We start from the raw sequence: 24,972 nt of genomic DNA on the forward strand, positions 1-24,972 counted from the left end.
AACGCTGGCTTCACCTAGCCTGGTGGGGTGGTCGAAGCGGAGGATTATGCGTGGGCGATCAATGCGCACGCGTTGGGTCTCGATTTCTGCCTCAGTTTCGTGAAAGGCCTCGAGCCGGATGAGGCGATCTCGGCAATGGGCGGGACCGACCCGGTACCGATCGTGTCGGTCGAGGCGGCCATCAGCGCATCCGAAGCGGTTGAGGAATGGGTAGACGAAGACGGCGATTCCCATCCGACCGACTTCGCCTTCGTGGCAGTGACCCGGGCCGGCGAGTGGACGATGATCCTCGAACCCAACGGATTCCTCTGTACTGAGGCCCCGGTCGTGCAGGCGCTGTCATCGGCCGGCGAAATGGTGTCGTTCTACTACAACGAGAACACCACCCCACATTTCTCCTGGGCTGTCGGTGGCCGGGTGGTGGTCGGCTTCAATCCAGGGTTCCCGCAGGACCGTTACGGCGACGATCCGGAACGGCTGGACCGGTTGCTGACCGAGGCCGGGTTCGTACTGCACGACGATGACGGTGACGCGCGTTTCCGGGAACGGACGCTCGCGCTCATGGAGCGGATCACCGGGGCGGGCTGGAACGCGGATTTCCTGGAGACGTCGACGTTTCGGTGCGCCGCGGTGGGGGCCGGGGCGGCGGCTCACCCCGCCTACGCCGAGGTACGGGAGGAACTGGCGGCCTTCGCCGAGGACCCCGACGAGTGGGCCGATGACGATTTCGCCGGCTGGAGCGAGTACGGGGTCACCGACCCGCGGATCAAAGCGCTGGGAGCCGCCGGACCGAGGCTGTACGAGGATGACCAGGAGCTGGCGGCGGCGATCGCCTACGCCCCGGCCGAGCTGATCGGCCGGATGGCGCGCTGGGCCTGGGAGAGGCCGCTACGGCTCGCCGGCATCCTCGACGAGCCCTGGTTCGCGCCGATCCGTGACCTCGTACGCCTCGGCCGGCCGGTCCCGCAGGCCGACGTGCGGCTGGTCGAGGAACGGATGGACCCGTACCTGCGGACCGCGTTGCCGGACTGGATTCGCGACGACGAGAACCAGCGGCGTAACGCGGCCGCCTCGCTGGTCGTGCAATGGGACACGGACGGGCCGGTGGCCGACCTGTGCTGGACGCTGGCCAGGGCCGAGGGTGCCGGGGCCGGCACCTGGACCGAGATTCTGATCGCCCTGCGACGCGACTTCCCGGAACTCGGCGACGTGGTGGTCCCGCCACCGCCGCGGCCACCCGTCGCGCGTGCTTCCGCGCGCCGCAAGCGCGAGGCACAACAGCGACAGGACGAGCAACGAAGACATGCGGAACTGGAACGAATGTGGGCCGGCCGGATCCCCGACGACGCACGACTGCGCGAACCCGAGGTGCAGGCACACGCCCTGGGCCTGGTCCCCTACGATCGTGACCTCATCGACCGGATCGCCGACGCGGAGCCGCGGACACAGCGGAGGATGGCTGTCTGGGTCGCCCGCTACTGCTGCACCCGCGCAGAGCTGATCGCCGAGGACTGGCTCGCCGCCGGCATGATCGCTCTCGAACGCGACGAGCCGCCACCACCGTGGTTCGAGGACTTCCATGCGGCCTACGCCCGCCGGCGGGGCGTCCCGCGGGAGAGCATCACCTTCTCCTCGTCCATCAGCGTCGATACCGGCGACAGAGAGCCGCCGAGGATCGACCCCGCCGTCAGCGCGATCCAGGCGGTCTTGATCGCACGCCACCCCGACCCACTGATCGCCGCCATTGACACCCTCCGTAACGCCGTCCAGATCGACCACCCGCCCACGGCCATTGCCGCCTTCCGCACCGCCTTCGACCTGACCTAGACGGGGCAGGTGCGGGCTGTCCAGCAGGCCCAAGCGCTCCCGTCCCGGTGTGAGGCAAGCTGGTCGCATGAACGACGACGGGTGCCTGTTGTGTCGTGCCGGTGATGCGGATGCTCACTTCGGGCGCCGCCGGGTCTGGGAGGACGCGCACTGGCGGCTGTCGGTCGTTCTGCGTGGTGCGGTGCCGGGCTTTGCTCATCTTGAGCCGCACCGCCACATTCCCTTCATCACCGACCTCGACGGGCCGGAGGCGGCGACGCTCGGGCCGGTGCTCGCACGGGCGACCGCGGCCCTGCGCCAGGCCACGGCCGCCGACAAGGTGTACGTCTACGTCTTCGGCGACCGTGTGGAGCACCTGCACCTCAACCTCGCCCCGCACCGGCCCGGCGACGCCCTCGTTGGCGGACCCGGGCTGCTGCACGCGGACGCGGTGCCGGCGGATCCCGCGATCCACCGGGCGGCGGCGGACGCCATCGCGCAGGCACTGAACGCCTCCGCCTAGGGCCGTTATCGGGCCGGGTCGAGGAGGGCGGCGGCGAGCCGGCCGCCGGTGACCGCCGTTCGAACTCGTACAGGTAGGTCCGGCCCCGGTGGGCTGCGGTGAACTGCCGGGCCGGCCATCGGGAGGCGAGGTCGCTCAGCACCCGGATCAGGGTTGCGCCATACCTGGAGCGGCGCGCGGCCCGGCGGGCGGCGCTCGCCCCGCTGGTCGAGCAACGTGCGCGCCGCGCGGGGACGCCGCCGGACCGGCTGGGCGCCGCCGCCTTGGTGGCGGCTCTCACGTGGCCACCGAAGCGTGGATCCGCGAGAACGGCAGCACGCCGCTGCCGGACCTGTACGAGCGTGCGGTCGCCGCGGTCGGAGGCCGATAGCCGGCGCCGGCAAACGTTACCGAGGTGTGAGCAGGCTTTCCGCGAGGGTGTCGATCAGCTCGGGGCCGACGGGGGCATCGATCATCGCGCCGTAGACGATCGGGCCGGTGAGGGCGTCCATCGTGGCGTCGGGGGTGAGGCGGAGCGTGAACGCGCCGGCGGTGAGCATGTCGCGCTCCAGGGTCCGGCGGGGTGCGAGGTATCGCTCGCGCAGGACGGCGGCGGTGCCGGGGCTGTGCTGCGCCTCGGCGAGGAGCGCGAGCAGCACCTTGCCGGCCGGGTCGTCGTCGAGGAAGCGGGCGAAGGCGCGCAGGTAGTCGCGCACCTCGCCGACGGTGGGCTCCCCCTCCGGGACGGGGAAGCGCTTCTCGCTGTCCTCGATGAGCGTGTCGAGCAGGATCTCGACCTTGGACGGCCACCAGCGGTAGATCGTCTGCCGGGCGACGCCGGCCCGGCGGGCGATCGCGTCGACCGTCAGCGCGCCGAAGCCGCGCTCCACGAGGAGGTCGTCGGCGGCGTGCAGGACGGCGATGCGGGCGGCGTCGTCGCGCCGGTTGCCGCGGTGCTGCCTGCTGGGTGGTGAGGTCTCGGCAGGCATGCCCGGAGTGTAGTCAGGCCCGCGATCCTGTCGCAACACCGTGTCTAGACACGACGTCTTGTCTAGACGTAGTGTCTCGGCAGTTGTCCGCTCGTACCCGCCGGGAGCAGCCATGTCCGTCACACCACCACGCACCGCCCTCGTCGTCGGCGCCTCACGCGGGCTCGGCCTCGTGCTGGCCGGCGAACTCGTCCGCCGCGGCTGGACCGTCATCGCCACCGCCCGGCGCGTCGACGGCGCGCTGCCGGCCGCGACCGGCCCCTCCACCGGCGGAAGCCCGCCGCAGACCGGCGAAGGCACACTGCAAGCCGCGGCCGACGCCTCCCACGGCCGCCTGACCGTCGAGTCCCTGGAGATGAACGACCCCGGTCAGCTGTCGGCGCTCCGCGAGCGCCTCGACGAACGCCGCCTCGACCTGCTGTTCGTCAACGCGGCCATCGACCGTGGCGGCGACCTGCCGATCAGCGACGTCCCGACTGCCATGTTCACCGAGGTGATGATCACGAACGCGCTGAGCCCGATGCGCGTCCTCGACGCGCTGCGCGACCTGGTCACGCCCGGCGGCACGGTCGCGGTCATGTCCTCCGACCAGGGCAGCATCTCGCGCAACACCGAGGGCGGGTACGAGCTCTACAAGGCCAGCAAGGCCGCGCTCAACCAGCTGATGCGCAGCTATGCCACCCGCCACTGCGGCGACGGCCACACCAAGCTGCTCATCGACCCCGGCCACAACCGGACCGCGCTGGGCGGCCCGGACGCGCCGCTGGACCCGGCGCAGAGCATCCCGTCCGTGGCCGACGTGCTGGAGACTCACACCGGCGACCTGCGATTCCTGGACCGTCACGGCGACCCGGTCCCGTGGTGACCGCCGGCATGAGGCCGCATCCGGCCTCTATATCGTGAAATTTCGGGCACGGAGTGCCCGTTGATCGAGGCCGGCCCCGGACCTCACGCCGGAAGCTCGTCGGCGTCGGCCGGCATGTCGTGCAGCTCAGGAACCGGAGATCTCCCGCTCCCACAGCCACTCGGTGAGCCCGGCGACGGCCTCGTCCCGCCGGCGCCGGTAGGTGTTGTAGGACAGGTGCAGCGACGCGGCGACGCGTTCCTGCGTGGTGCCGGGGTGCAGGAACGTGCGGGTGATCAGCTCGGCCGCCGCCGGTGGGAGCGCGGCCGTGCCGGCCTCGATCAGGTCGCGGAGCGTACGTCCCTCGTCGCGGCGGAGCAGGCGCGCGCCCTGCAACGGGTTCTCCCGCAGCCGGGCCGGATCGCGCAGGTCACGCAGCGCGGCCCGGACCGCGTCGGTGAACGCGGGCAGGGTCAGCACCACGCCGGTCGTCGGTTCCGCCGTGGGGCGCGTCGGCGTGCCGGACTGGCGGTCGTGCACCAGCGTCAGCCACTCCGCGATGTCCGTGCGCCGCCAGTCGTGGGCGAAGACCGGATAGTGGGTGCCGCCGACGGTGTACCCGGCGCTCGGCGCGTGCCAGAAGTCGAGGTTGTCCATCGTGGGCGCCCACAGCTCGGGGTCGGCGTACGCGCCGATCAGCGTCCACGCCGTACCCCCGAGGGTGATGTTGTCCAGGGTCTGGCAGGCGACGAAGAGCGTGACGGACGGCGACGAGGACTGCCCGTGGTCGCGGTCGAGGAAGAAGCGCCAGGCCCGCACGCGCTCACCGGCGCGCGGGGGCGCCTGCTGCACGTAGTGCCACATGGCGGCGGCGCCGGGATCGCCACCGTCGTCCGGGGTCAGGTCCAGGCACGCGGCGAAGCCCCTGGGCTCGCCGGACGGCGTGCGGAAGACCTGGAACGCCTCGGGTGCGCGGTCCAGCCAGCGGGCGACGTGCCCGGCCTGCTCCTGGCCCTGCCACCGGGCGGTCATCGCGATGATCGGGGCGCGGTCGCCGTCGCGGAGTTCGTCGACGTACGCCTGCATGGTCGGTGCCGGGGTGCGGCACGTGGTGACGCGGGAGCGGGCGCCGGCGACCACGGTGTGGTCGATCACGAGCCGCAGGCGTTCGCGCCGGTCGGCGGTGGCGTGGATGCGGGCCAGCACGGCGGCGTCCAGAGTGCGGCTGAGCCGGGCGTAGTGTGCGGGGTCGCGCCAGCGGTGGTCGGCGTCGAGCGCGTCGCGGACGATGTCGTGCGGGAACAGCCCGTGCGGCCCCTCGGACACGAACGACAGCGTGCGCAGCCAGGCGAACAGCGGCCCGGCCTCGTCACCGGCGACGGATCGCAGCAGGTCCTCGGTGGTGACCGGCAGGTGCGCGCAGACCTCGAGCGCGTCGCGGTGACGCGGGCTGGGCGCCTGGTCGACCAGCAGCGCCAGCAGCGCGCCGACAACATCAGGAAGATCTGCGAGGGTACGGGGATCGCAGCCGCGACGCACGGCGTCGACCAGCAGCGACAGGGTCAGCGGATGGCCGTGGCTGAGCTGCAGCAGCCGGTCCCGCGCGTCCTCGGGCACGTCCTGCAGCGCGAGGTAGTCCCGTCCGGCCCGCGGCGTCAGGTTGCCCAGCTCCCGGGCCCGCAGCAGTTCCCGCCAGGCCGGGTCGGCCCGCCATCTCGGGCCCGGCGCGTGCCGTCCGGCGAGGACGACCAGCGTGTCCGCGGGCAGCGAGGGCAGGTACTGCTCCCGGACCCAGTCGTCGACCGGTGCGAGCAGCTCGTACGTGTCGATCAGCAGCACCGGACGGTCGCCGCCCGGCCGGGGCAGCCCGTCCGGGCCGAGCGTGACGTGCCGGGCGTCGATGCGCAGCACGGTGCGCCCGGCGTCGGTGGCGAGGCGCGCGTACGTGTCCAGCAGTGTGCTCTTGCCGACGCCGCCCGGCCCGTGCAGGAAGATCACGCCGGACGTCGCCAGCGCGTCCCGGAACCGGGTGAGCTCTTCGTCACGGCCGACGAACACGCGCCGCCGTAGTTCGCCCAGCTGCTGGCCCAGGGTCGTCACCACCGGGCAAAGGTAGCCGGGAAGTCCGCAATTTTCCGCATCGTGGGGCACCGGCGCCGCGCCCTACAGTCCGCACATGTCCAAGATCGAACCTTTTCCCATATACATACCCGAGACCGACCTCGCGGAGCTGGAGTACCGCCTCACCCGCGTGCGGCTGCCCGAGCGGGAGACCGACGCGTCGCAGGGCATCGGCCTGGACCGGCTGACGTCGCTGCTGGAGACGTGGCGGCGGCACGACTGGCGGGCGCTGGAGCGCCGCTGGAACGCGATCCCGCACTTCCGCTCGCACGTCGACGGCCTCGACATCGCGTTCTGGCACGTGCGTTCGCCGGAGCCGGGTGCGGTGCCGCTGATCCTGACGCACGGCTGGCCCGGCTCGGTGCTGGAGTTCGAGGATCTCATCGGGCCGCTGACCGACCCGGTCGCGCACGGGGGTTCCGCGACGGACGCGTTCCACGTGGTCGTTCCCGCGCTGCCCGGGTTCGGGTTCAGCGGCCGGCCGGCCGAGCAGGGCTGGAATCCGACCCGGACGGCGCGGGCCTGGGCCGAGATCATGACCGATCTCGGCTACCACCGGTTCGGGGCGCACGGCGGCGACTTCGGCGCGCACGTCAGTACGGAGCTGGCCCTGATCGCACCCGGCCGGGTCGCGGGGCTGCACCTGACCATGCCGCTCGCCTCGCCGTTGCCGGAGGACCTCGCCACCGCGGACGAGACCGAAAAGGCGAAGATCGAGAAGCGTGACCGGTTCGTACGCGGCGGGATGCTGCACGTCATGGTGCAGAGCCTGCGCCCGCAGACGCTCGGGTACGCCCTGGTCGACTCGCCGGTCGGGCTGGCCGCGTGGCTCGGCGAGCGCCTCGACGCGTTCGCCGGCACGCCGGGCGTCAGCCAGGAGCGGCAGGCCGACAACATCGCGCTGTACTGGTTCACCGGCACCGGCGCGTCCACGGCCCGCTGGTACTGGGAGTCCGGGCCACGCTGGGGGCCGCGCGGTGCCGAGGCGCAGAACGCGCAGCCGGTGACCGTGCCGACCGCGTTCACGCTGTTCCCGGACGAGCCGTACCCGGTGGTCCGGCGCTGGGCCGAGCGCCGCTACCGGAACATCGTCGCCTGGGACGAGATGGCCGAGGGCGGTCACTTCCCGGGCTGGGAGCACCCGGGTGTGCTGGTGACCGAGTTACGTGCCGCCTTCCGCCACGTACGCAACCGGAACTGACGGGGGCGCACGTACCTGACGGGGATTGAGCAGTGAATGGGCAGTAGATCGCCGGGCCGGCGACCGACCATCGGTGGGTGCCGTCCACTGTGTCTGATCCGAGGGTGGGCCGGGCCGTCGCCTACATGCGGGCGCGGCTCGGCCATCCTGTCTCCGTGGCCGAGCTCGCCCGGGAGGCGCGGCTCAGCCCGTACCACTTCCTGCGCGTCTTCACGGTCGAGGTCGGCCGTACCCCGCACCGCCACCTCGTCAAGCTGCGCATCGGCGAGGCCAAACGGCTGCTGGCGCAGGACCACACGGTGACCGAGGCGGCCCTGCGCTGCGGTTTCTCCAGCACGGCGCACTTCTCCGCCGTCTTCCTCCGCGAGACCGGGATGCGGCCGTCCCGGTGGGCCGGTTACGGCTTGCGGCCCACCGCGCAGTACACGTCCAGCGGCGCCTGGACGGATCCGGGTGCGGGCCGCCACTGCGAGGTCGGCACCACACCCGGCGCCAGCACCTCGAGGCCCTCGAAGTAGCCGGCGATCTCCTCGGGGCTGCGCAGGTTGTACGGGTGGCCGCTGCGGCTGGCGACCCGCTGGCTCTCCACACTCTGCTCGCTGGTGCTGGTGCCGTCGCTCACCACGAGATAGCTGCCCGACGGCACGGCCGCGAGCAGGCGGGTGACGATCGCGCGGGCCTCCGCGTAGTCGGCGACGTTGCCCAGGATGCCGATCATGGTCAGCGCGACCGGCCGGGAGAAGTCGAGCGTGCGGGCGGCCTCGGCCAGGATCCGCTCCGGGTCCTCCACCCGGGAGTCGACGTACGCGGTCGCGCCCTCCGGCGAGCTCTTCAGCAGCGCACGGGCGTGCGTGAGCACGAGCGGGTCGTTGTCGACGTAGACGATCCGCGAGTCCGGCGCCACGCGCTGCGCGACCTCGTGCGTGTTGTCCGCGGTCGGCAGGCCGGTGCCGATGTCGAGAAACTGCCGGATGCCGACCTCGCCGGCGATGAGCGTGACCGCCTGGATGAGGAACCGCCGCTGGGCGCGGGCGATCTCCGCGATGCCCGGGTTCGCCGTGCGCAGCGCCTCGCCGAGCTGACGGTCGACGGCGAAGTTGTCCTTGCCGCCCAGAAGATAGTTCCACACCCGCGCGCTGCTCGGGCGGGTTACGTCGATCTCGGGATCGGTCATCAGGAGTCCACTTCGGTGAGACGGCCGTGAGACAGCGATCTTAAGCACTGTGCACATCCCACCGCGAGCGACATCGGGTGCGCGATCGGGTGTTCGGCCATCAACCGGACATCGTTCGGTGACGGCTCTCCTCCGGACGGCAGGTGGTGGCGCGTCGTGAGGCGCTCCTGGACACGGCGCAGCAGATCAGGCCGTGATCCACGTTGTCCCGGCGCCCGCGGTGACATCCACCGGCCCGGCCGTCGCCACGGTGCGGGTTCAGGCCGCCGCGCGGATCGTCTCGGACAGCACCGGCCACAGCGCCGGGGCGGCGCCGATGGTCAGCTCGGTGGTGAAGTCCGCGCCGGGGCCGCCGAGGATCACGCCGGCCTCGCGGGCGATCAGCGCGCCGGCCGCGATGTCCCACAGGTTCGTGTCCAGGGCCACGCCGCCGTCGAGGCGGCCGGCCGCCTGGTAGACCAGGTTCAGCGCGGCGGGCAGCCGGCGGAGGTCGCCGGAGTGCGGCAGCAGCTCGCGGATCACGCGGGCGGCGCGCGCCTTCGTCGCCGGGTTCGGCTGGAAGCTGACGCCGATCAGCGCCTCGGCCAGCGGCGGGCCGTCCGGCACCGACAGCGGCACGCCGTCCAGCGTGGCCCCACCACCGTCGACGGCGCTGAACGTCTCGTCCGCGACCGGCTCGTGCACGACCGCGACCCGCGGCGTGTCGCCCTCGTACAGCGCGATGCAGACCGACCACGGGCCGGTACGACTGATGTAGTTGCGGGTGCCGTCGAGCGGGTCGACCACCCACTTCCAGCCGGTCGTACCGTCGCCGCCGTGACCCTCCTCCGCCTGGATCGCGTCGTCCGGCCAGGCCGCGCGGATCGCATCCACGATCAGGCGCTCGCTGGCGATGTCGACGTCGGATACGACGTCGTTGGCGTGCGCCTTGGGCGCGCCGACCCGCAGGGTGTCACGGCGCTCGACCTGCAGCCGGCCGGCGCGGACCGCCAGGCCGGATGCGAGCTCGCGTGCCGCGTGAAGATCCCGGTTCATCATCGTCAGGCTACCGGAGGCCGGGGCCGCGTCTCAGGCCCGGCGACCGAAGCCGGGCCGGTGCGGGCCCGGCCTTGCACAGTCCCAGGATCTCCGGCGCGGCCGCGGCATCCGGACGCCTGGCGGCGGTAGCCGGGCCGCGGCTGATGTGCCGGGCTCAGGTCCGGCGGGCCAGCGCGGTCCGGTTCCGTACCCCCAGCTTGCGGTAGATGTTGACCAGGTGGAACTCGACGGTCTTGACCGAGATGGACAGGCGCGCGGCGACCTCCCGGTTGCTCAGCCCGTCGCCGACCGCGGTCGCCACCCGGCGCTCCGTGCGGGTCAACGGGTCCTCGCCCGGGACGGCCGCCGGCGGGCGTGCCATGTCCGCCTCGACCCTGGCGGCCAGGCCGGCGGCGCCGAGCACGGCATAGCCGGTGTACGCGGTCTCCAGCAGCCGGACCGCGTCGGCGCGGCGGCCCAGGCGGGCGTGCTGCGCGCCGAGCAGCCAGGCCAGGCGGGCCCGGCCGAGACGCTCCAGCGGGCGGGTCAGGCCGGACAGCGCGGACTCGGCCACGGCCATCGCGCCCGGGTCCGCGGGCGCGGCGATCCAGGCCCGCCAGGCGGGCAGCACCGGCGCGCCCGGCCAGCCGACCGGCGGATCCGCGACGCCGTCCAGCAGCGCGGCGGCCCGCTCCCGGTCGCCGCGCAGCGCGTGATGGCCGGCCAGCTCCCAGCGGTGCTCGTAGAGCAGGCCGGAGACGACGCCGACACCGTGACCGACCAGGAACTCCAGCGCGCCCGCCCACGCCTCCACGTCGCCGCGGGCCAGGTGCAGCGCGGCGACACACTCGGCGATGTGCGGGGCGACCCAGGTCGACCCGGCGCGTGCGGCCAGCTCCCGCGCCTCGGACAGGTGCGCGGCCGACGCGGTCAGGTCACCGGCCAGCGCGTGGCACTTGATCAGGAACGACGTCGCCTCGGCCCGCACGTCCAGGTCGGTCGCCAGCGCCCGTGCCCGGATCAGCTCGTCCCGGCCGCTGCGGAGGTCGCCGGCCCACGCGTCGCCGACCCCGAGCATGGTCCGTAGCCGCGCCTCGCGGGCCGGGTCGCCGGTGAGCCGGTCGATCCCGGCCGCGAACCGGGGCCGGGCCTCATGCGGGCGGCGCAGCGTCAGCAGGCAGGTCAGCGCGCACTCCAGGTAGAGCGGATCCTCGTCCAGGCGGTGCGCGGCGACCAGGCGCAGCACCGTCTCCAGGTGCCGGGCCGCGTGCGGGCGGCCGGTCCGGCCGTCCGCGATGCCGGTCAGCGCGTGATGGATCACGGCGATCCGCGGATCGTCGCTCGGTGGGACGCGGGCGGCCAGCGGGGCCAGATCGGCCGGGGCCGCGGTGCGGGAACCGGCCAGGTACCGCGCGAAGACCGCGCGCGCCGCCGCCTCGTTCACGCGGGGAGCGTACCCGGGAAATCCCTGGTTTTGATCGGGGTTGCGCTGCCGGAAGCGTGACAGTGCCGCGCGGGTGGACCTCAACGTTGCCACCGTTGCCGGCATGAGACGAATAGCTGCAGTTCTGGCCGTGCTGACCGTCCTCTTCGGAGCCTCGCCCGCGTCGGCGGCGACCGTGCCGCCGGAGAAACGGCTCCTGCGCCTGTGCGACGGCACGGTCTGCTACCTCGCCTGGCGGGTCGTCGACTCCGACGGCGACGGCGTCTGCGACGCGGACGAGATCGTCGCCGGGACCAACCCGCACGACGCCACCTCCGCACCCGGCCTGCCCGTCGTCGCCGAACTGCTGCACGGGCGCGGACTGCCGTCGTTCGAGCAGGGGTACGGCGCGTTCCTGTTCCTGCCCGGCGGCGTGATCGCCGACCGGGCCACGCTCGGCGCGTCCACGCACGGCGTGTTCCCGCCGGACAATCGCAAGGACACGCTCACCCGGCTGGGCGTCTCCGCCGACCTGATCGCCACGTTCGGCATCTCGCTCGAACGCGGTGACGGGTTCACGCTCGGCGCCACCCGGAAGTCCGGGCTCCAGCTCGGACGGTGGGACGGCGGCCGGGTCAGCGCCGGACGGGCCACCGTGCACGGCGGCGGCGTCAAGGATGCCACGCGCCACTCCGACGGGTCGACGACCACCACCTACCGGGACGGGTCGACGGCGACGACGTTCCCGTTCAAGAACGGCCACCGCACCGAGCACCGGGACCCGGACGGCGAGCTGACCGGCTCCCGCAGCCAGGAAAACCTGACCCGGGTCGTGGACGGCATGCGGATCGACAACGACCACGAGGAGGTCTTCGACGACCGGGGCAACCTGGTCGAGGAGACGGACTCCGAGACGCACTGGGTCCCCGGCGGTGCCAACAAGTACTTCGTGACCACGGAGTACGTCCGCGACGAGGACGGCACCGTCACCGGCACGATCGTCACCGAGGGCAACACGTTCTACGGCAACGACGGGACGGTCTCCACCGGGCAGACCACGGCCGAGTGCGACGCGGGCGGGGAGAACTGCCAGAACGAGCACAGCACGTACGAGGAAGAGCGCTATCTGGATCCGGACCAGGCGTACTCGACGATGGTCACGCAGGAGGCGGTCGACGGGGTGCTGCGGACCCGGGGTGCGGCGATCAACGTGGTGCCGGGGTGGACACCGACCGGCGACCGCGACCCCTCGCTCCCGGATCCGGCCGTCATCATGCTTGTCGACGACACGACCGCCGACCTGCACATCCTCGGGGAACCGGATCGCCTGACCACGGCCCAGCCGGAAACCCGGCCCGACCTGCCCTCGCCGACGCTGCCGCACGACCTGCCGCCGACGGGTGGGTGTGGCGGGTTGTGCTGACGTCGTCATACGAACGGATGACCTGGCTGTTCACTGTTCACTGACGCGAGGGGCCGGGCGGGCGGGCGAATCTGGTCCTATGAAAGAGACACCGATGAAGTACGCGTCCTGGATCGTCAGAGTGGGCGGCAACCTCGTGGACGGGCTGGCCGTCGTGCCGCTGCTCGTGGCCACCGACGTCAGCGGTCTGCCGGTCGGGGTCAGCGTGGTGCTGGGTGCGGCCGGGGTCGCGCTGACGGTCTACAGCCGCTGGTACCTGGCGGGGAGGACAGGGCAGAGCTGGGGGCGCAGGGTGGTCGGCGTCTACCTGGTCGACGACAGGACGGGGCAGCCCGTGGGAGTGGGCAGGGCGGCGCTGCGCGACGTGGCGCACCTGCTCGACAGCCTGGTGCTCTACCTGGGGTGGCTGCTGCCGGTGGTGACCGCGAAGCGGCAGACGATCGCGGACATGGTCTGCCGGACGGTCGTGGTCCGGGAGGCGCTGGTCGAGGCGCCGGTGGCGGGGTGAACCGGGTGCTGGTCCCGCCCGGGTGCCTTTCGTCAGGCGAGCCGTCCGAGGTGTCGATGGCATAGGTGCGAGGCAGGGGGCGGGTTGCGGTATCAGAAATTCAATGCCGAGATCGCTCCGGGCATCTACGAGGTTCCCGCCCCCTGTAACCGCGCTGTCCCACCTGGGGTAGCTCCGACCGGCCAACTGCGACGTAACGTAACAGCCGGGTACGACAAACTCCCTGACTTGCGTGCCGCCGGCGCCCTCACCTGCCGAGAAGAGAGCGGCGCATCGACACCGACACTAGAAAGGAATCCCAGCCAACACCGTTAGTCGGACGAACTCGATTGGTGTCTCACCAGTGTTGTAGTCGCCGCCGAGGTTATGGGCGATGGGAAGCCAGTCCGGCAGCCACATCCAGGAGCAGGGAGAGCCGGCGGGTTCGGCGCTCCGCTGGGACAACTCGGGCTCATCGGGACGAAAGTTCAGCATAGTATGATAGCGGGTCAGGGCAGCGCTGGTAGAAAGCGGCGTCCACACGACCGGTATGAGCGAGATGGCAGCGCCGTTCTCGTCGGTCCCGTCGGCGAGCCGCCACCATGCTCGTTGATCAGTTGGCAGTGATTTTCCTACGGCCTTCTCGATGGCATCGAGCCGCTCCTCGGCAGCAGGACCCTGCAAACTCGCGAGATCGACCGGACAGTTCACCGCGAGCCAGTCAACGATCATGTGCCACGAAAGATCAACGTCGAGCGGTTGTTCCATGCAGCCAGCATGCCCGAACTGGCGACCCTCGGACGCAAAGACAGCGGGATCGCACCAACGCGGAACAGTAACGCGTTCGGATTAGGGCAACCGCCTGTAATGGCACGCCCGCTCGTAGCATCCGCAACGCCGGCTGGAGATCGGCGCAAGCTACTCAAGGGATAGCAGTCTGAGTTTCCCTTGCTCATGCTGGATGGAGCAATCTTGCGAAGCGTGTCGGAAAACAGGCGACATCAGTCGGCTGCGACTGCGCACGTGACGGGCGAGTGCCTAAATGGCGCGCCGGGAAATAAAATAGGCCGTTGGGAGAGAATCTCGTGACCGACGATGTCGACGCCGGCCTACCCCGGATTCGGGTGCTTGTCCTCGGTGCCTCAGGGTCCGGCAAGACCGTGTATCTGGCCAGTCTCGGCCGGCGGCTGGGGGTGCAGGACCCAAAGATCGGATTCTATCTACGCTCCCCGCTGACACAAGCCGGCCGGCTGCGCGACGTCTACTCGCAGGTGGCCAACCCGAGCCGGCCGTGGCCGTCGCCGAACAAGGTGGCCGACGGGGAGGTCTTCAGCTTCACGTGTGCCATCCAGCACGAGGGCGCAAACCGGCCGGTGTTCACCATCGACTACCAGGACTACGCCGGTGAACTCATTTCGGCCGACGGCGGCGCCTCCGAGGCCACGGCCGAGTTCGACGCCGACATCGAGCGAGCGCACGTGCTGCTGTGCCTTCTCGACGGCCAGCGCGTGATGGAGTTCCTGGCCGGCGAATACGACGGGCGCCGCTACCTCGAGGAGACGATGCAGCCGGCGTACCAGAAGCTCCAGGAACACGCGACCGGTAAGCCGATGCACTTTGTTCTGACCAAATGGGACCTGGTTGCCGCCGACTGCGCCGATGAGCCGGACCAGCAGAGCGCGAGGCTGGCGCTGGTGGCCGACCGGCTGCGCCAGATCCCGGAGATTCACCAGTTGGCAGCCGGCCACACGGCGCCCGTGCGGCTCATCCCGATCAGCGCCGTTGGGTTCGGGTTCGCGCGGCTGGAGGACGGCAGGGGCGCTGTGAAAATCCCCGGTCGATCGGCCTATCCGGTGGACGTGGAGATTCCGCTCACGGCGATCATGCCGGACCTGCTCGACCAGGCGCTGGCGGCGTTTCAGGAGAGGGCCGGCCAACGCATCGCAGCGCTGTCCCCGGGCGCCGTGCAGCAGTGGGCCGAGCGGATCGCTTGGAAGGCCGGTGAGTCCCGTGCCGGCATCACGGCGGTCGCCACCGGCCTGGTCGAACGGCTGAGCGGCCGGCCGGCCGGCGCCGCGACCAGGATCGCGGTGGACGGCGTGGTGCAGCAGGTGATCGACGCGCTGATGCGCGCCCCGAGCCGCCGCGGGAAAGCGATCGACGACATCCACGGAACCCTCGACGACGCGGAGCAGTTTCGGAAGCTGGCGATCGAACGCCTTCGTGGCTCGATGAAGGACTACGAGGGCCGGATGCCGGCCAGCGTGCTGCGGTCGGTGGGGTAGCCCATGTGGCCTTTCCTCGTCGCCCGCGGCAGGTCCCACGGTCAGCGGACGCTGCTCTGCCCAGATTTCCTGATGGAACAACGGATGTTGCTGCGCGATCGGATTCCGTCAGCCGACGAGCGGATCAGGACGCTCGAATTGAGCCTGCACGGCACCGACTCGGTCACCGTATACCTCAGCGAGGTCCAGGCGCCCGGCCAAGTCATCGACCAATACGGCCGGGAGCTGACCATCTCCTACGGCGTGATCGACCTCGGTGATCGCGACCGCCCAGAAGACCTGAACACCTTGATGGCGGCCGCGCTCGACCGGGCCAGCACGGTATACCGGGAGTTCCTGGCCGACGAGGACAACTTCGAGACCCGCCCGTCCGATCCGCTGCTCGATGTCGTGCCGGCCACGGCTCCTTCGCCGGTACGGTCGCAGTTGCCCGAACCGCGGCCGGCCGAGACCGGGCCGCCGATGCCGATGCTGCTGCGGATGCTCGTGCTTGCCGCGCTCGGCGTACTGGCGGTCGTGGTGATCCTGATGTGGCTCTACCTACGGGCGCTCCGCAGTTGACCCGTCCAACGTGCACCGGCGCCTTCATGGCATCCGGCTGATGACGGATCTGCTCGACCCGCCGGAAGACCTGATCATGGACTATGAGGTCTTCGAGGAGCTGTTCGCCGCGGACTGGAATCGTGTCTTCGTCGCCGCACGACACCCTGACCCGCGGGTGCGCCGATTCGCGGCACCCTACGCCTGGCGCGACGATCTACGGCTACTGCTGAGTGACCCTGACCCGCGCGTGGCGGTAGCCGCAGCCGTAGCAGTCGCCGAACGCGAGCGGCTCATGGAACCAGCCGATCTGCCGCAGCACCACTGCCATGCCTTCTGGTGGGTGCTGCAGCGGCGACTGTCCTCAGCCCTCGCTGAACAGGTTGTCGCGTCCGACGATCTCAACGCTGTCAGATCGGTCGCCGTGAACGCCACCACCCCGCCCCACCTCATCCAGATCCTCTCGCAGCATCCGCACACCAAGATCCGGGCAAGGGATCGCCGGCCGGGTGGACCTGACCGCTGAGCAAGTCGCCACCCTGGCCACAGACCCCGCACCGGCCGTCCGTACCGTGGTCGCCACCCGCATCGGACTCACCATCGAGCAGATAGCGGCCTTGACCGCCCCTTACTCGTACACCAGCGCCGCTCGGAAAATGGCGGCCACCGTCGACCAATCTGGGCTGTCGGGAACCGGCTCCTTCAGAACGTTCGAGAAGAAGCCGTCCATGGACTCTGTCCACCGGCCCGCTGCGTCGATGAAGGCGTCCGTGGATGGGTTCTCGGTCGAAAGATCGCCTACCCGAAGCCGGGATGCCAGACTCACCAAATAGCGGGCGAGATCCTCGCGACTCTCTACGGCTGCTATCTCGGGATCCTGCCAGTTCACGACGCGCACCTTACCCGAGCGCGCTCAGCCCGGCGTCCGGATCTGCCGCAGATAGCGCTCAGGTGACGAGGTGTGCGGAATGCGGGTCAGCGTGCGGGTTGAGGTGGGCGCGGCGCTGCGGGAGGGTTTGTGCTCTCGGGCCGTTGTAGCGTGCTGTGGTGAAGTACACCGTCTCGATTGAGATTGCGCTGCCGCTGGGGCAGGCGGTGCGGCTGCTGGCGGATCCGGCACAGCTGCCGATGTGGTTGCGTGGGCTCGTGTCGCACGAGCCGGTCAGCGGCGCGCATGGGCAGGTCGGGACGGTGTCGCGGGTGGTGCTGGAGATGGGCGGGCAGCGGTTCGAGTGTACGGAGACCGTCACCCGGCTGGAGCCGGCGGACCTGCGCGACATCCCGGCGGGCGCGGTCGTGCACTACGAGCGTGAGATCGTCGGCGGCGGCATGTGGAGTGCCGCGCGTGAACGGCTGAGCGAGGCGGGTCCGGGCCTGACGCTCTGGCAGAGCGAGAACGAGTACCGGTTCAGCGGCCTGCCGATGCGACTGGTGGCGCTCCTGATGCCCGGCACCTTCCGCAAGCAGTCGCGGCAGCACATGCAAGACTTCAAAGCCTTCGCCGAGCATGGCCGGGACGTCCGCGACGTACCGGCGTGATCGTTGATCGGGGTCCGGTGCCGCGCTGCCGTCGATGACCGCGGAGAGGTCCGCGCTCGCTACCCCGACCTTCCGGGCAAGGACGGTCCGCGGGTGCGCAACCGCGGTCCGACGCCGGCCGGCGCTGCGACAGCAGGTGCCCCAACCGCACGCCGATAGCCCTCATGGCGCGGGACTCTACCCACAGAGTTCTTCGCGCTGTCTGCCGCCGGGATTGGCGGGCTACCGGCGTCGCTGCTCTGCGGTGACGTGATCGGTTATGCGGTAGATGAAGCGGCCGACCGTCGCGGAGTCGATCTCCACCGGGTCCGGGTCGTAGGTCGGCCGTGCCGTGGGGGACATCGTGTCTGTCTCCACCCAGTCCAACGAGGCCATGAAGGTCTCTTCGCGTTCGGATCCGCGGGCGTCGGTCCATGTTCTGAGGACCGTCGACGGCTCGCCGTGGACGTCCTCGGGTCGGATGATGCCGAAGTAGCGGTACGTGACGGGGTGCAGCGTGACGTCCGGGGCGATGTGATGGATGTCGGCCAGGGCGGTTCCGGTGCGCCACACGTGTGCGACTCGGGCCACCTCGGCCAGGTCCCACGCGCTCCCGGCCATGCGGTGGTCGGCGTGGCATCCGTCGATCCGCCATCCCCGCTGGTTCCAGTAGGCGGCGACCTGCAGACTCTCCCGCTTCCGGATCCTGCTGCGGACGGTGAGGCCGTACTCCGGGACGACCGTGCCGTAGAAGCGACCGAGTGGCTTGAGGGAGGTGCGTGGGAGATCGAGGCCCTGGGCCTTCGCGGCGGCACGCACGGCCTCGCTGAGGCTGCCGAGAGCGATGACATCCGGATACAGGGGATCCGGGTTCGGGTAGATGCCGGGGTCCGGCTCGAGGACTATCGGTCGCTTTCGCTTCGACATCTGCACCCCCGGTGGCGTTCGTCCGGCACCGCAGCCGTGCATCACGGGCTGCCCTCTCAACGTATCCCGTGCGGTCGATGGGCACCGAGTGAGTTCTGAGGCCGACTTCACCGCGAGGTGGCGGCACTGCTCGGCTTCGGGCGCTGCTACGGGGCGAACCTGGACGCTTTGTGGGCAGCACCGACGTCGAGCGGCCGGTCCATCTCTTGTGGACGGATCCATGATGGGCGCAAAGCTACCCGCTCGGCGGGGCGGATCGAGCCGAGCGTCGGGTGGAGGACGTCGTCCCGAATTCACGGGGTGTTCCTCCGGTGTGGTGACGTGGCGGGCAGCCGGACCGTGAAGACGCTGCCTGCGCCGGGTGTGCTGACGGCGGTGAGGTCGCCGCCGTGGGCCTGGGTGAGGCGGCGGGCGATGGACAGGCCGAGTCCGCTGCCGCCGGTGGATCGGGCGCGGGACGGGTCGGCACGCCAGAACCGGTCGAAGACGTGCGGCAGGTCGTGCGCGGCGATGCCGACGCCGGTGTCCTCGACCGCGATGACCAGATCAACGTCCAGGATCATCGCGTGTACGGTGACGCGGCCGCCGGCCGGCGTGTGCCGGACCGCGTTCGAGACCAGGTTGCCGACGATCTGGCGCAGGCGGGCCGGGTCGACGTCCGCCTCCAGGTCCGCGTCCGCGTGCAGCGTGAGTGTGACGCCGGGCCCGCGGTGCGCGTCCACGACCTGACGCAGCAGGTCCGCGACGTAGCAGCGGGACGGTGCCAGCCGCAGCGTGCCCGAGTCCGCGGCCGCCAGGTCCCGCAGGTCGTCGACCATGTGCTGGAGCAGCACGGTCTCCTCCAGCAGCAGGTCCAGCAGTTCCTGGTCGAGGTCGGCCAGCCCGTCCTGGCCGGCGGTCAGCCAGTTGCGGATGTTGGTCAGCGGGCTGCGCAGCTCGTGCGCGATGTCGTCGACCATGGTCCGGCGCTGCTGCTCGCTGTGTTCGCGGCGGGCGGAGAGCGCGTTGAACGCGCCGGCCAGCCGGCCGATCTCGTCGTTGCGGTGGACGGTGACCGCGACCGGCCCGTCCGCGGAGCCCTCGGCGGCGGCGGTGAGCGCGCGGAGCGGCCGGACCAGGCGGGTGCCGACGATGACGGTGCTGCCGATCGCGAGGAGCAGGACCGCGCCGGTGACGCCCGCGATCCGCAGCGTGCTGGACGGGGAGAGGTCGAAGACCGGGAGCGGCTGCCGGTCGGGGCTGCCGATCCACAGGGTCGCGGGCTCGGCCACGTACGGGCGCAGTTGTTCGCGCCGGGCCTCGTCGACGCAGGCCTGCATCTCGGCGGTTCGCGGGTCGCCGGTGTCGCGGTCGTAGTCCCAGGTGAACATCGGGTCGACGATCTTCACCGAGGGCAGGCGCGCGTCGCGGGTGCACGCGTTGGCGAGCCGCGTCAGGTCGCGCAGCGCGTCGGCCTCCGTGCGGGTCAGCTCACCTTCCGGGAAGCCGCAGTCCGCCTGCGGGGGCGGGTTCGTCCGGTCGAGGTGCACCACGGCCCGGCCGGTCGGCGACTCGGTGACCGAGGCGCGCAGCCCTTGGTCGCGCAGGCAGGCGAGGCGCTGCTCGGCGGCGGCGTGCTGGGCGGCGCGTTCGTCCTCGGCCAGCCGGTACGGCCCGGCCGCCCGCGCGTCGATCACGCCCGCGCTCGCGGTGTGCAGCGGGTCGACGATCGTGCCGGGCCCGTCCACCGGCCGGCCTGCGATCGGCACGCCGGAGCGGGTGGCCAGGCCGATGCGCCGCCCGGTCTCGTCCGCGAGCGCCCGTACGGTCAGGTCGACGCCGTCCCAGCCGGGGTGGGTGGCCGCGTACCCGAGCAGCGTGTCGAAGATCTTCGAGTCGGCGGCGAGCGTCGCGCCGCTCTCCTGCTGGACCGCGCGGGTGGCGGTGGTGGCGGCCAGCCAGGCGGCGGCCGCGACGGACGCGACCACGATGAGGATGGAGGAGGCCAGCAGCCGGACCATGAGGCTGCGGTGCGGCGGGACGCCGGTCATCCGGCGACCAGTTTGTAGCCGACGCCGTGCACGGTCCGCAGGTAGGCCGGGCCGATCTTGCGGCGCAGGTTCATCACGTGCATGTCGATGCCGCGGTCGGTGGCGTTGCGGTCCAGCGTGCTGAGCCGGTCGAGGAGCTGGCGGCGGGTGAAGACCCGGCCGGGTTCGGCGGCCATCGCGGCCAGGACGGTGAACTCCCCGCGCGTGCACGGGACGTCGGCGCCGTCGAGGCTGACCGTGTGCCCGCCGCGGTCGACCGCGAGCCCGCCGACGCGCAGCACGTCGTCCGAGGGCGGCCGGGGTGTGCTGCGGCGCAGCAGCGCGCGGACGCGGGCGACGAGTTCCCGCGGGTCGTACGGCTTGGTGAGGTAGTCGTCCGCGCCGAGTTCCAGGCCGGCCACCCGGTCGTCCGCGCTGGAGCGTGCGGTGAGCATCAGGATCGGCAGGTCGTGGTCGACGCGGAGCACGCGGCACACGTCCCGGCCGTCGACCCGCGGGAGCATCAGGTCCAGCACCAGCAGGTCGGGCGGGTTCCGGCGGACGGTGTCGATCGCGGCGCGGCCGTCGCCGACCACGACCGGGTCGTACCCGGCCGATCGCAGGTAGCGGCGGACGATCTCGGCCTGCCGGGGGTCGTCCTCGGCGATCAGGATCGTGGCGGGCACCGCTCGACTCTAGAGCCTGTCTCGCGAATCCCGGGAAACCTGACAACTCCCTTACATTCGCTCGACGTGGCGGCGACGAACGCCCGGCACGGTGATCGTCATGAAGTTCCTTCGATGGGCGGTCGCGCTCTGCCTGGTCGGCGGCGGCGGGGCCGCGGCGGTGTGGTGGGCCGGCGCGCCGGACGACGAGACGGCCGCGGCCGACGCACCCCCGGCCGGGACGGTCGCGGTCGCACGCACCGACCTCACCACGGCGCGGACCCAGCCGGGCACGCTCGGATACGGCACCCCGCGGCAGGTCAAGGGCGGTGCGGGCGCGGTCACCTGGCTGCCGGCGGTCGGCGGCGTCGCGGAGCGCGGCCGGACGCTCTACCGGGTCGACGACACCCCGGTGATCGTCCTCTACGGCGGCACGCCGCTGTTCCGGACGCTCGGCACCGCGAACCAGGTCGGCCGCGACGTGCGGGTGGTGATCGACAACCTGCGGGCGATGAACTACGCCGTGGGCCTGCAACCGGCGGTCGGCCGGGCGGTCACCGAGCCGGGCACGACCGCGCCGGTGCCGGTGCAGCGCGACGACGGCGTGCTGACCCCGGCCGTGCTCGACGCGATCAAGCGCTGGCAGGCCGATTCCGGGCTGCCGCCGACCGGCACGATCGACCCGGCGCACATCCTGGTGCTGCCGGGCCCTGCCCGGGTCAGCGAGCTCGCGGCGCAGCTCGGGGACCCGGCCGCGGACGGCGTGCTGACGCTGACCGGCGACGAGAAGGTGATCACCGTGCCGGTGAACGTCACCGACCTGGGCACGATCAAGGAGGGTGCCGCGGCCGAGGTGGAGCTGCCCGGCGGCGCGCGCACGCCGGGCACGGTCCGCACGATCAGCCGGGACGCCACGGCGCCGGACGGCGCGACCGCGACCACGGCCGCGCAGGTCGTGGTGACCGTCGCGGTGAACGACAGGAAGGCGGTCCAGGATCTGGAGTCCGGGCCGGTCCAGGTGTCGTTCGCCGGGCAGACCCGGGAGGACGTGCTGGCCGTGCCGGTCGCGGCGCTGCTCGCGCTGCGCGAGGGCGGATACGCGGTGCAGGTCGCCGGCGGCCCGCTGATCGCGGTGCGGACCGGCATGTTCGCCATGGGGATGGTGGAGATCAGCGGCGACGGTCTCGCCGAGGGCGTCAGCGTGGTGACCGTCTCATGACGACCGTGCTGTCCGTCGAGGACGTCAGCCGCGTCTACGGCACGGTGACCGCGCTCGACCGGGTGTCGCTGACCGTGGAGGCAGGCGAGCTGCTGGCCATCGTCGGCCAGTCCGGTTCCGGGAAATCCACACTGCTGCACATCATCGGTACGCTGGACCGGCCCACGTCCGGGACCGTGCACGTCGGCGGTCACGACGTCAGCCGGCTCTCCGACCGGCAGCTGTCCGCGCTGCGCGGGCGCACGCTCGGCTTCGTCTTCCAGCAGTTCCATCTCACCGACGGCTTCACCGCGGTGGAGAACGTGAGCACCGGCCTGCTGTACGCGGGCGTGCCCCGGCGGAAGCGGCGGGCGGCCGCGTGCGAGGCACTGGATCGGGTCGGGCTCGCGCACCGGCGCGACCACCGGCCGCACGAGCTGTCCGGCGGTGAGCGGCAGCGGGTCGCGATCGCCCGCGCGCTGGTCACCCGCCCGTCGCTGGTGCTGGCGGACGAGCCGACCGGTGCGCTGGACACCGCGAACGGGCAGGCCGTGCTGGACCTGCTGGTCGCGCTGCACCGGGACGGGACCACGATCGCGGTGATCACCCACGACCGGGACATCGCGGCCGCGCTGCCGCGCCGGGTCGAGCTGCGCGACGGCCGGATCGTGGCGGACACCGGGGCGCCACGATGATCGAGACGAGCCGGCTGTCCCCCGGCGATCTGCTGCGCCTCGGGCTGGTCGGGCTGCGGGTACGCCGGATGCGTGCCGTGCTGTCCGCGCTCGGCATCTCGATCGGCATCGCCACGATGGTCGTGGTGATGAGCATCCCGGCGTCGAGCGAGCGGGCGCTGCTCGCCGAGCTGGACCGGCTCGGCACGAACCTGCTGCAGGCCAGCGCCGTCCCGAACCAGGACCCGCCGGTGCTGCTGCCGGAGCAGGCCACCGAGATGGCGCTGCGGATCGGGCCGGTGACCGAGGCCGGCGCGGTCGCGAACACGCACGTCACCATCGCCCGCAACGACCGCACGGACGCGTCCGCCGCGACCGCGGTCCTGGCCGTCCAGCCGCAGCTGCTGGCGCTGCTGCACGGCACGGTCCGGCACGGCGCCTGGTTCGGCCCGGCCACCGAGCGGTTCCCGTCCGTGGTCCTCGGCGCGGAGGCCGCCGGCCGGCTCGGGTTCGAGGATCTGCGCGGCGGCGACCAGCTCTACATCGGACGGCGGTGGTTCACGCTGACCGGCATCCTCGACCCGATCCCGCTGGCGCCGGAGATCGACCGGGCCGCGCTGGTCGGCTGGCCGGCGGCGCGCGGCGAGCTCGGGTTCGACGGTCACCCGACCGTCGTCTACGTCCGCAGCCACGACGCGTCCGTGGAGGCGGTCCGCGACGTGCTGCCCGCGACCGTCAACCCGGAGGGGCCGGGCAAGGTCCGCGTCACCCGGCCGTCGGACGCGCTGGCCGCGAAGCGCACCACCGAGACGCACCTGAACGCGCTGTTCCTCGGCCTGGCCGGGGTGGCGCTGCTGGTCGGCGGCATCGGCGTGGCCAACACCATGGTCATCTCGGTGCTGGAACGGCGCCGGGAGATCGGGCTGCGCCGGGCGCTCGGCGCGCACCGCGGCCAGATCCGCACCCAGTTCCTCGCCGAGTCGGTCGCGCTGTCGCTGCTCGGCGGCGTGGCCGGGACCGCGCTCGGCGTCGCCGGGTCGGTCGGATACGCGCTGCACCAGGGGTGGCCGCCGGTCGTCCCGGTTGCCGCGCTCGCGGCCGGCGTCGGCGGGGCGCTGCTGGTCGGCGTCGTGGCCGGCGTCTATCCGTCGATGCGGGCCGCGCGGCTCACCCCCACCGAAGCACTCGCCACCACCTGATGAAAGGCGCTGTCACCATGCCGAAACGTACCCTCGTCGCCCTGGGTGTGCTCCTGCTCCTGTCCGCCTGCGGCGGCACCGATCCGGACGCCGCACCGGAGGTGGCGACGCTGACCACGCCGGACGCGGCCGTGTCCGCGACGCCGGTGTCCGGGGCCCCGGTGGTCCGCCCGGACACCACCTGGGACGAGCAGCGCGTCATGCAGCAGCCGTTCATGACCTGCGTGCGGGACAAGGGGCTGCCGGTCGTCACGGACGAGAAGGGGCTGCTGGACCTGGCGCCGCCGGACGGGCGGCGGCTGGCGTTCTCCGACCCCGCGTACGGGGACTGCCAGAAGCTGTGGCCGGTGCTGTCCCCGGAGCTGGACGAGGACAAGAACCCGTACTGGGCCGACGACGACGAGAACTACCACAAGTGCCTGGTCGCGGGCGGCAAGCCGCTGGTCAAGGTGGACGGTCAGTGGCGTCCCGGGCCCGGCTTCGACACGTGGGAGCCGGACGAGGCGATGGAGATGGAGTGCCAGGCCGCCGCGTTCGACGGCAAGAAGGGCTAGGGGTCGGGGCGGATCGTCAGGTCTCCGTGGGTGCCGGTCACGGAGACCTCGTCCGAGGCGTACAGGTCGAGCGCGATCTCCGGCGGGACCTCGATGTCGTACGACACCTCGCAGTTGATGATGATCTGCACGTCGCGGTCGGGGCGGCTGCACCGGGTCCGGATGGTCAGCTTCGTGCCCGGCTGTTCCTCCTGGATCCACGGCTCGTCCAGCGTCCACTCGGTGTACCGGTGGAGGATCACGTCGGGGCCGCCGGCGCGGATCCGCAGCTCGCCGTGGCGGTTGTCGACGATCAGGAGTCGTACCCCCGGAAAGACCGTGGTGATCTCGGCGCTGCGCGCGGTCACGGCGGCCGCGGCCATCACGCCACCGCTCGCCGGCCGCCACCGCTGCCTGGGGGAAGCAGGCGGGTGGCG

General features: G+C 71.8%; 25 protein-coding genes and 1 pseudogene. 15 read left to right on the forward strand and 11 right to left on the reverse strand.

The features are described from left to right. Positions 1 to 27 precede the first annotated feature (27 nt). Both OP04_RS50420 and OP04_RS34145 read left to right on the forward strand, forming a co-directional pair. Positions 28 to 1,827 (forward strand): DUF6461 domain-containing protein, encoded by a 1,800-nt coding sequence (locus tag OP04_RS50420; RefSeq protein ID WP_157240748.1) that lies wholly within the window; start codon positions 28 to 30, stop codon positions 1,825 to 1,827. Positions 1,828 to 1,894: 67 nt separating this feature from the next. After that, a complete protein-coding gene (locus tag OP04_RS34145; RefSeq protein ID WP_051799520.1) occupies positions 1,895 to 2,329 on the forward strand; it encodes an HIT family protein in 435 nt (144 codons plus the stop codon). A 386-nt stretch (positions 2,330 to 2,715) separates the two neighbouring features. Here OP04_RS34145 and OP04_RS34150 read toward each other — a convergent pair whose 3' ends face one another. Then, complete coding sequence (locus OP04_RS34150) at positions 2,716 to 3,297, reverse strand: TetR/AcrR family transcriptional regulator (RefSeq protein WP_033344041.1); 582 nt, start codon at positions 3,295 to 3,297, stop codon at positions 2,716 to 2,718. Positions 3,298 to 3,409: 112 nt separating this feature from the next. On the opposite strand from OP04_RS34150, the gene OP04_RS34155 reads away from it, so the two are divergent. Continuing rightward, positions 3,410 to 4,162, forward strand: coding sequence for an SDR family NAD(P)-dependent oxidoreductase (locus OP04_RS34155; protein ID WP_033344042.1), 753 nt, complete (start codon positions 3,410 to 3,412; stop codon positions 4,160 to 4,162). A gap of 126 nt (positions 4,163 to 4,288) precedes the next feature. On the opposite strand, the gene OP04_RS34160 is transcribed toward OP04_RS34155, so the two are convergent. Then, positions 4,289 to 6,244, reverse strand: coding sequence for an ATP-binding protein (locus OP04_RS34160; RefSeq protein ID WP_033344043.1), 1,956 nt, complete (start codon positions 6,242 to 6,244; stop codon positions 4,289 to 4,291). 73 nt (positions 6,245 to 6,317) lie between these two features. Here OP04_RS34160 and OP04_RS34165 point away from each other — a divergent pair, with 73 nt between their 5' ends. Then, on the forward strand, positions 6,318 to 7,463 hold the full coding sequence (locus OP04_RS34165) for an epoxide hydrolase family protein (RefSeq protein WP_033344044.1): 1,146 nt from the start codon (positions 6,318 to 6,320) through the stop codon (positions 7,461 to 7,463). Between the two features lie 125 nt (positions 7,464 to 7,588). Further along, positions 7,589 to 7,843 (forward strand): annotated as a pseudogene (locus tag OP04_RS55960) (helix-turn-helix domain-containing protein); the annotation flags it as partial. 17 nt (positions 7,844 to 7,860) lie between these two features. Here the strand turns inward: OP04_RS55960 and OP04_RS34170 are convergent. The 3 genes from OP04_RS34170 to OP04_RS56570 all read right to left on the reverse strand — a co-directional run bounded on the left by OP04_RS34170 (position 7,861) and on the right by OP04_RS56570 (position 11,098). Next, positions 7,861 to 8,637: an SAM-dependent methyltransferase gene (locus OP04_RS34170; RefSeq protein WP_051799521.1), complete on the reverse strand. Its 777-nt coding sequence runs from the start codon at positions 8,635 to 8,637 to the stop codon at positions 7,861 to 7,863. 258 nt (positions 8,638 to 8,895) lie between these two features. Further along, the gene (locus tag OP04_RS34175; RefSeq protein ID WP_033344045.1) at positions 8,896 to 9,672 is read right to left on the reverse strand and encodes an inositol monophosphatase family protein; all 777 of its coding nucleotides are present in this window, start codon (positions 9,670 to 9,672) and stop codon (positions 8,896 to 8,898) included. Between the two features lie 157 nt (positions 9,673 to 9,829). Continuing rightward, positions 9,830 to 11,098 (reverse strand): helix-turn-helix domain-containing protein, encoded by a 1,269-nt coding sequence (locus OP04_RS56570; RefSeq protein WP_033344046.1) that lies wholly within the window; start codon positions 11,096 to 11,098, stop codon positions 9,830 to 9,832. Positions 11,099 to 11,201: 103 nt separating this feature from the next. Between OP04_RS56570 and OP04_RS34190 the strand changes: the two genes are divergently transcribed. Together OP04_RS34190 and OP04_RS34195 are read left to right on the forward strand one after the other, a co-directional pair. Continuing rightward, positions 11,202 to 12,500, forward strand: coding sequence for a thrombospondin type 3 repeat-containing protein (locus OP04_RS34190; protein WP_157240752.1), 1,299 nt, complete (start codon positions 11,202 to 11,204; stop codon positions 12,498 to 12,500). Positions 12,501 to 12,594: 94 nt separating this feature from the next. Further along, positions 12,595 to 13,008: an RDD family protein gene (locus tag OP04_RS34195; RefSeq protein WP_051799523.1), complete on the forward strand. Its 414-nt coding sequence runs from the start codon at positions 12,595 to 12,597 to the stop codon at positions 13,006 to 13,008. Between the two features lie 285 nt (positions 13,009 to 13,293). Here the strand turns inward: OP04_RS34195 and OP04_RS53865 are convergent, their stop codons facing one another. Then, positions 13,294 to 13,755: an SMI1/KNR4 family protein gene (locus tag OP04_RS53865; RefSeq protein WP_157240754.1), complete on the reverse strand. Its 462-nt coding sequence runs from the start codon at positions 13,753 to 13,755 to the stop codon at positions 13,294 to 13,296. Between the two features lie 317 nt (positions 13,756 to 14,072). Between OP04_RS53865 and OP04_RS34200 the strand changes: the two genes are divergently transcribed. From OP04_RS34200 to OP04_RS48695, 3 genes are all read left to right on the forward strand, one after another. Next, the gene (locus OP04_RS34200; protein WP_157240756.1) at positions 14,073 to 15,272 is read left to right on the forward strand and encodes a hypothetical protein; all 1,200 of its coding nucleotides are present in this window, start codon (positions 14,073 to 14,075) and stop codon (positions 15,270 to 15,272) included. 84 nt (positions 15,273 to 15,356) lie between these two features. Then, positions 15,357 to 15,833: a hypothetical protein gene (locus tag OP04_RS34205; protein WP_033344050.1), complete on the forward strand. Its 477-nt coding sequence runs from the start codon at positions 15,357 to 15,359 to the stop codon at positions 15,831 to 15,833. A 40-nt stretch (positions 15,834 to 15,873) separates the two neighbouring features. Continuing rightward, positions 15,874 to 16,338, forward strand: a complete 465-nt coding sequence (locus OP04_RS48695; RefSeq protein WP_051799524.1) for a hypothetical protein — start codon at positions 15,874 to 15,876, stop codon at positions 16,336 to 16,338. A gap of 102 nt (positions 16,339 to 16,440) precedes the next feature. Here OP04_RS48695 and OP04_RS52290 read toward each other — a convergent pair whose 3' ends face one another. After that, the gene (locus OP04_RS52290) at positions 16,441 to 16,701 is read right to left on the reverse strand and encodes a DUF7660 family protein (RefSeq protein WP_085066998.1); all 261 of its coding nucleotides are present in this window, start codon (positions 16,699 to 16,701) and stop codon (positions 16,441 to 16,443) included. Positions 16,702 to 16,859: 158 nt separating this feature from the next. Between OP04_RS52290 and OP04_RS34215 the strand changes: the two genes are divergently transcribed. Next, positions 16,860 to 17,351 carry an SRPBCC family protein gene (locus tag OP04_RS34215; protein ID WP_033344108.1) on the forward strand — a complete coding sequence of 164 codons (492 nt, stop codon included), beginning with the start codon at positions 16,860 to 16,862 and terminating at the stop codon, positions 17,349 to 17,351. A gap of 222 nt (positions 17,352 to 17,573) precedes the next feature. Here the strand turns inward: OP04_RS34215 and OP04_RS34220 are convergent, their stop codons facing one another. The 3 genes from OP04_RS34220 to OP04_RS34230 all read right to left on the reverse strand — a co-directional run bounded on the left by OP04_RS34220 (position 17,574) and on the right by OP04_RS34230 (position 20,952). Next, positions 17,574 to 18,257 (reverse strand): hypothetical protein, encoded by a 684-nt coding sequence (locus tag OP04_RS34220; protein WP_157240758.1) that lies wholly within the window; start codon positions 18,255 to 18,257, stop codon positions 17,574 to 17,576. A gap of 293 nt (positions 18,258 to 18,550) precedes the next feature. After that, a complete protein-coding gene (locus tag OP04_RS34225) occupies positions 18,551 to 20,287 on the reverse strand; it encodes a sensor histidine kinase (RefSeq protein ID WP_033344052.1) in 1,737 nt (578 codons plus the stop codon). Continuing rightward, positions 20,284 to 20,952 (reverse strand): response regulator transcription factor, encoded by a 669-nt coding sequence (locus OP04_RS34230; RefSeq protein WP_033344053.1) that lies wholly within the window; start codon positions 20,950 to 20,952, stop codon positions 20,284 to 20,286. Before OP04_RS34230 ends, OP04_RS34225 begins: the two co-directional genes overlap by 4 nt. A 100-nt stretch (positions 20,953 to 21,052) precedes the next feature. Here OP04_RS34230 and OP04_RS34235 point away from each other — a divergent pair, with 100 nt between their 5' ends. From OP04_RS34235 to OP04_RS34250, 4 genes are read left to right on the forward strand one after another with little or no spacing between them, the layout of a single operon-like run. Next, the gene (locus OP04_RS34235) at positions 21,053 to 22,150 is read left to right on the forward strand and encodes an HlyD family efflux transporter periplasmic adaptor subunit (protein ID WP_033344109.1); all 1,098 of its coding nucleotides are present in this window, start codon (positions 21,053 to 21,055) and stop codon (positions 22,148 to 22,150) included. Further along, positions 22,147 to 22,824, forward strand: a complete 678-nt coding sequence (locus tag OP04_RS34240) for an ABC transporter ATP-binding protein (RefSeq protein WP_033344054.1) — start codon at positions 22,147 to 22,149, stop codon at positions 22,822 to 22,824. Before OP04_RS34235 ends, OP04_RS34240 begins: the two co-directional genes overlap by 4 nt. Then, on the forward strand, positions 22,821 to 24,002 hold the full coding sequence (locus OP04_RS34245; RefSeq protein WP_033344055.1) for an ABC transporter permease: 1,182 nt from the start codon (positions 22,821 to 22,823) through the stop codon (positions 24,000 to 24,002). Before OP04_RS34240 ends, OP04_RS34245 begins: the two co-directional genes overlap by 4 nt. 17 nt (positions 24,003 to 24,019) lie before the next feature. Then, positions 24,020 to 24,556: a hypothetical protein gene (locus tag OP04_RS34250; protein WP_033344056.1), complete on the forward strand. Its 537-nt coding sequence runs from the start codon at positions 24,020 to 24,022 to the stop codon at positions 24,554 to 24,556. Here OP04_RS34250 and OP04_RS34255 read toward each other — a convergent pair. Next, the gene (locus tag OP04_RS34255; protein WP_033344057.1) at positions 24,553 to 24,918 is read right to left on the reverse strand and encodes a hypothetical protein; all 366 of its coding nucleotides are present in this window, start codon (positions 24,916 to 24,918) and stop codon (positions 24,553 to 24,555) included. The genes OP04_RS34250 and OP04_RS34255 overlap by 4 nt on opposite strands. Between the last annotated feature and the right edge of the window lie 54 nt (positions 24,919 to 24,972).

This window comes from Catenuloplanes japonicus, assembly GCF_000717135.1.
Taxonomy (GTDB): Bacteria; Actinomycetota; Actinomycetes; order Mycobacteriales; family Micromonosporaceae; genus Catenuloplanes; species Catenuloplanes japonicus.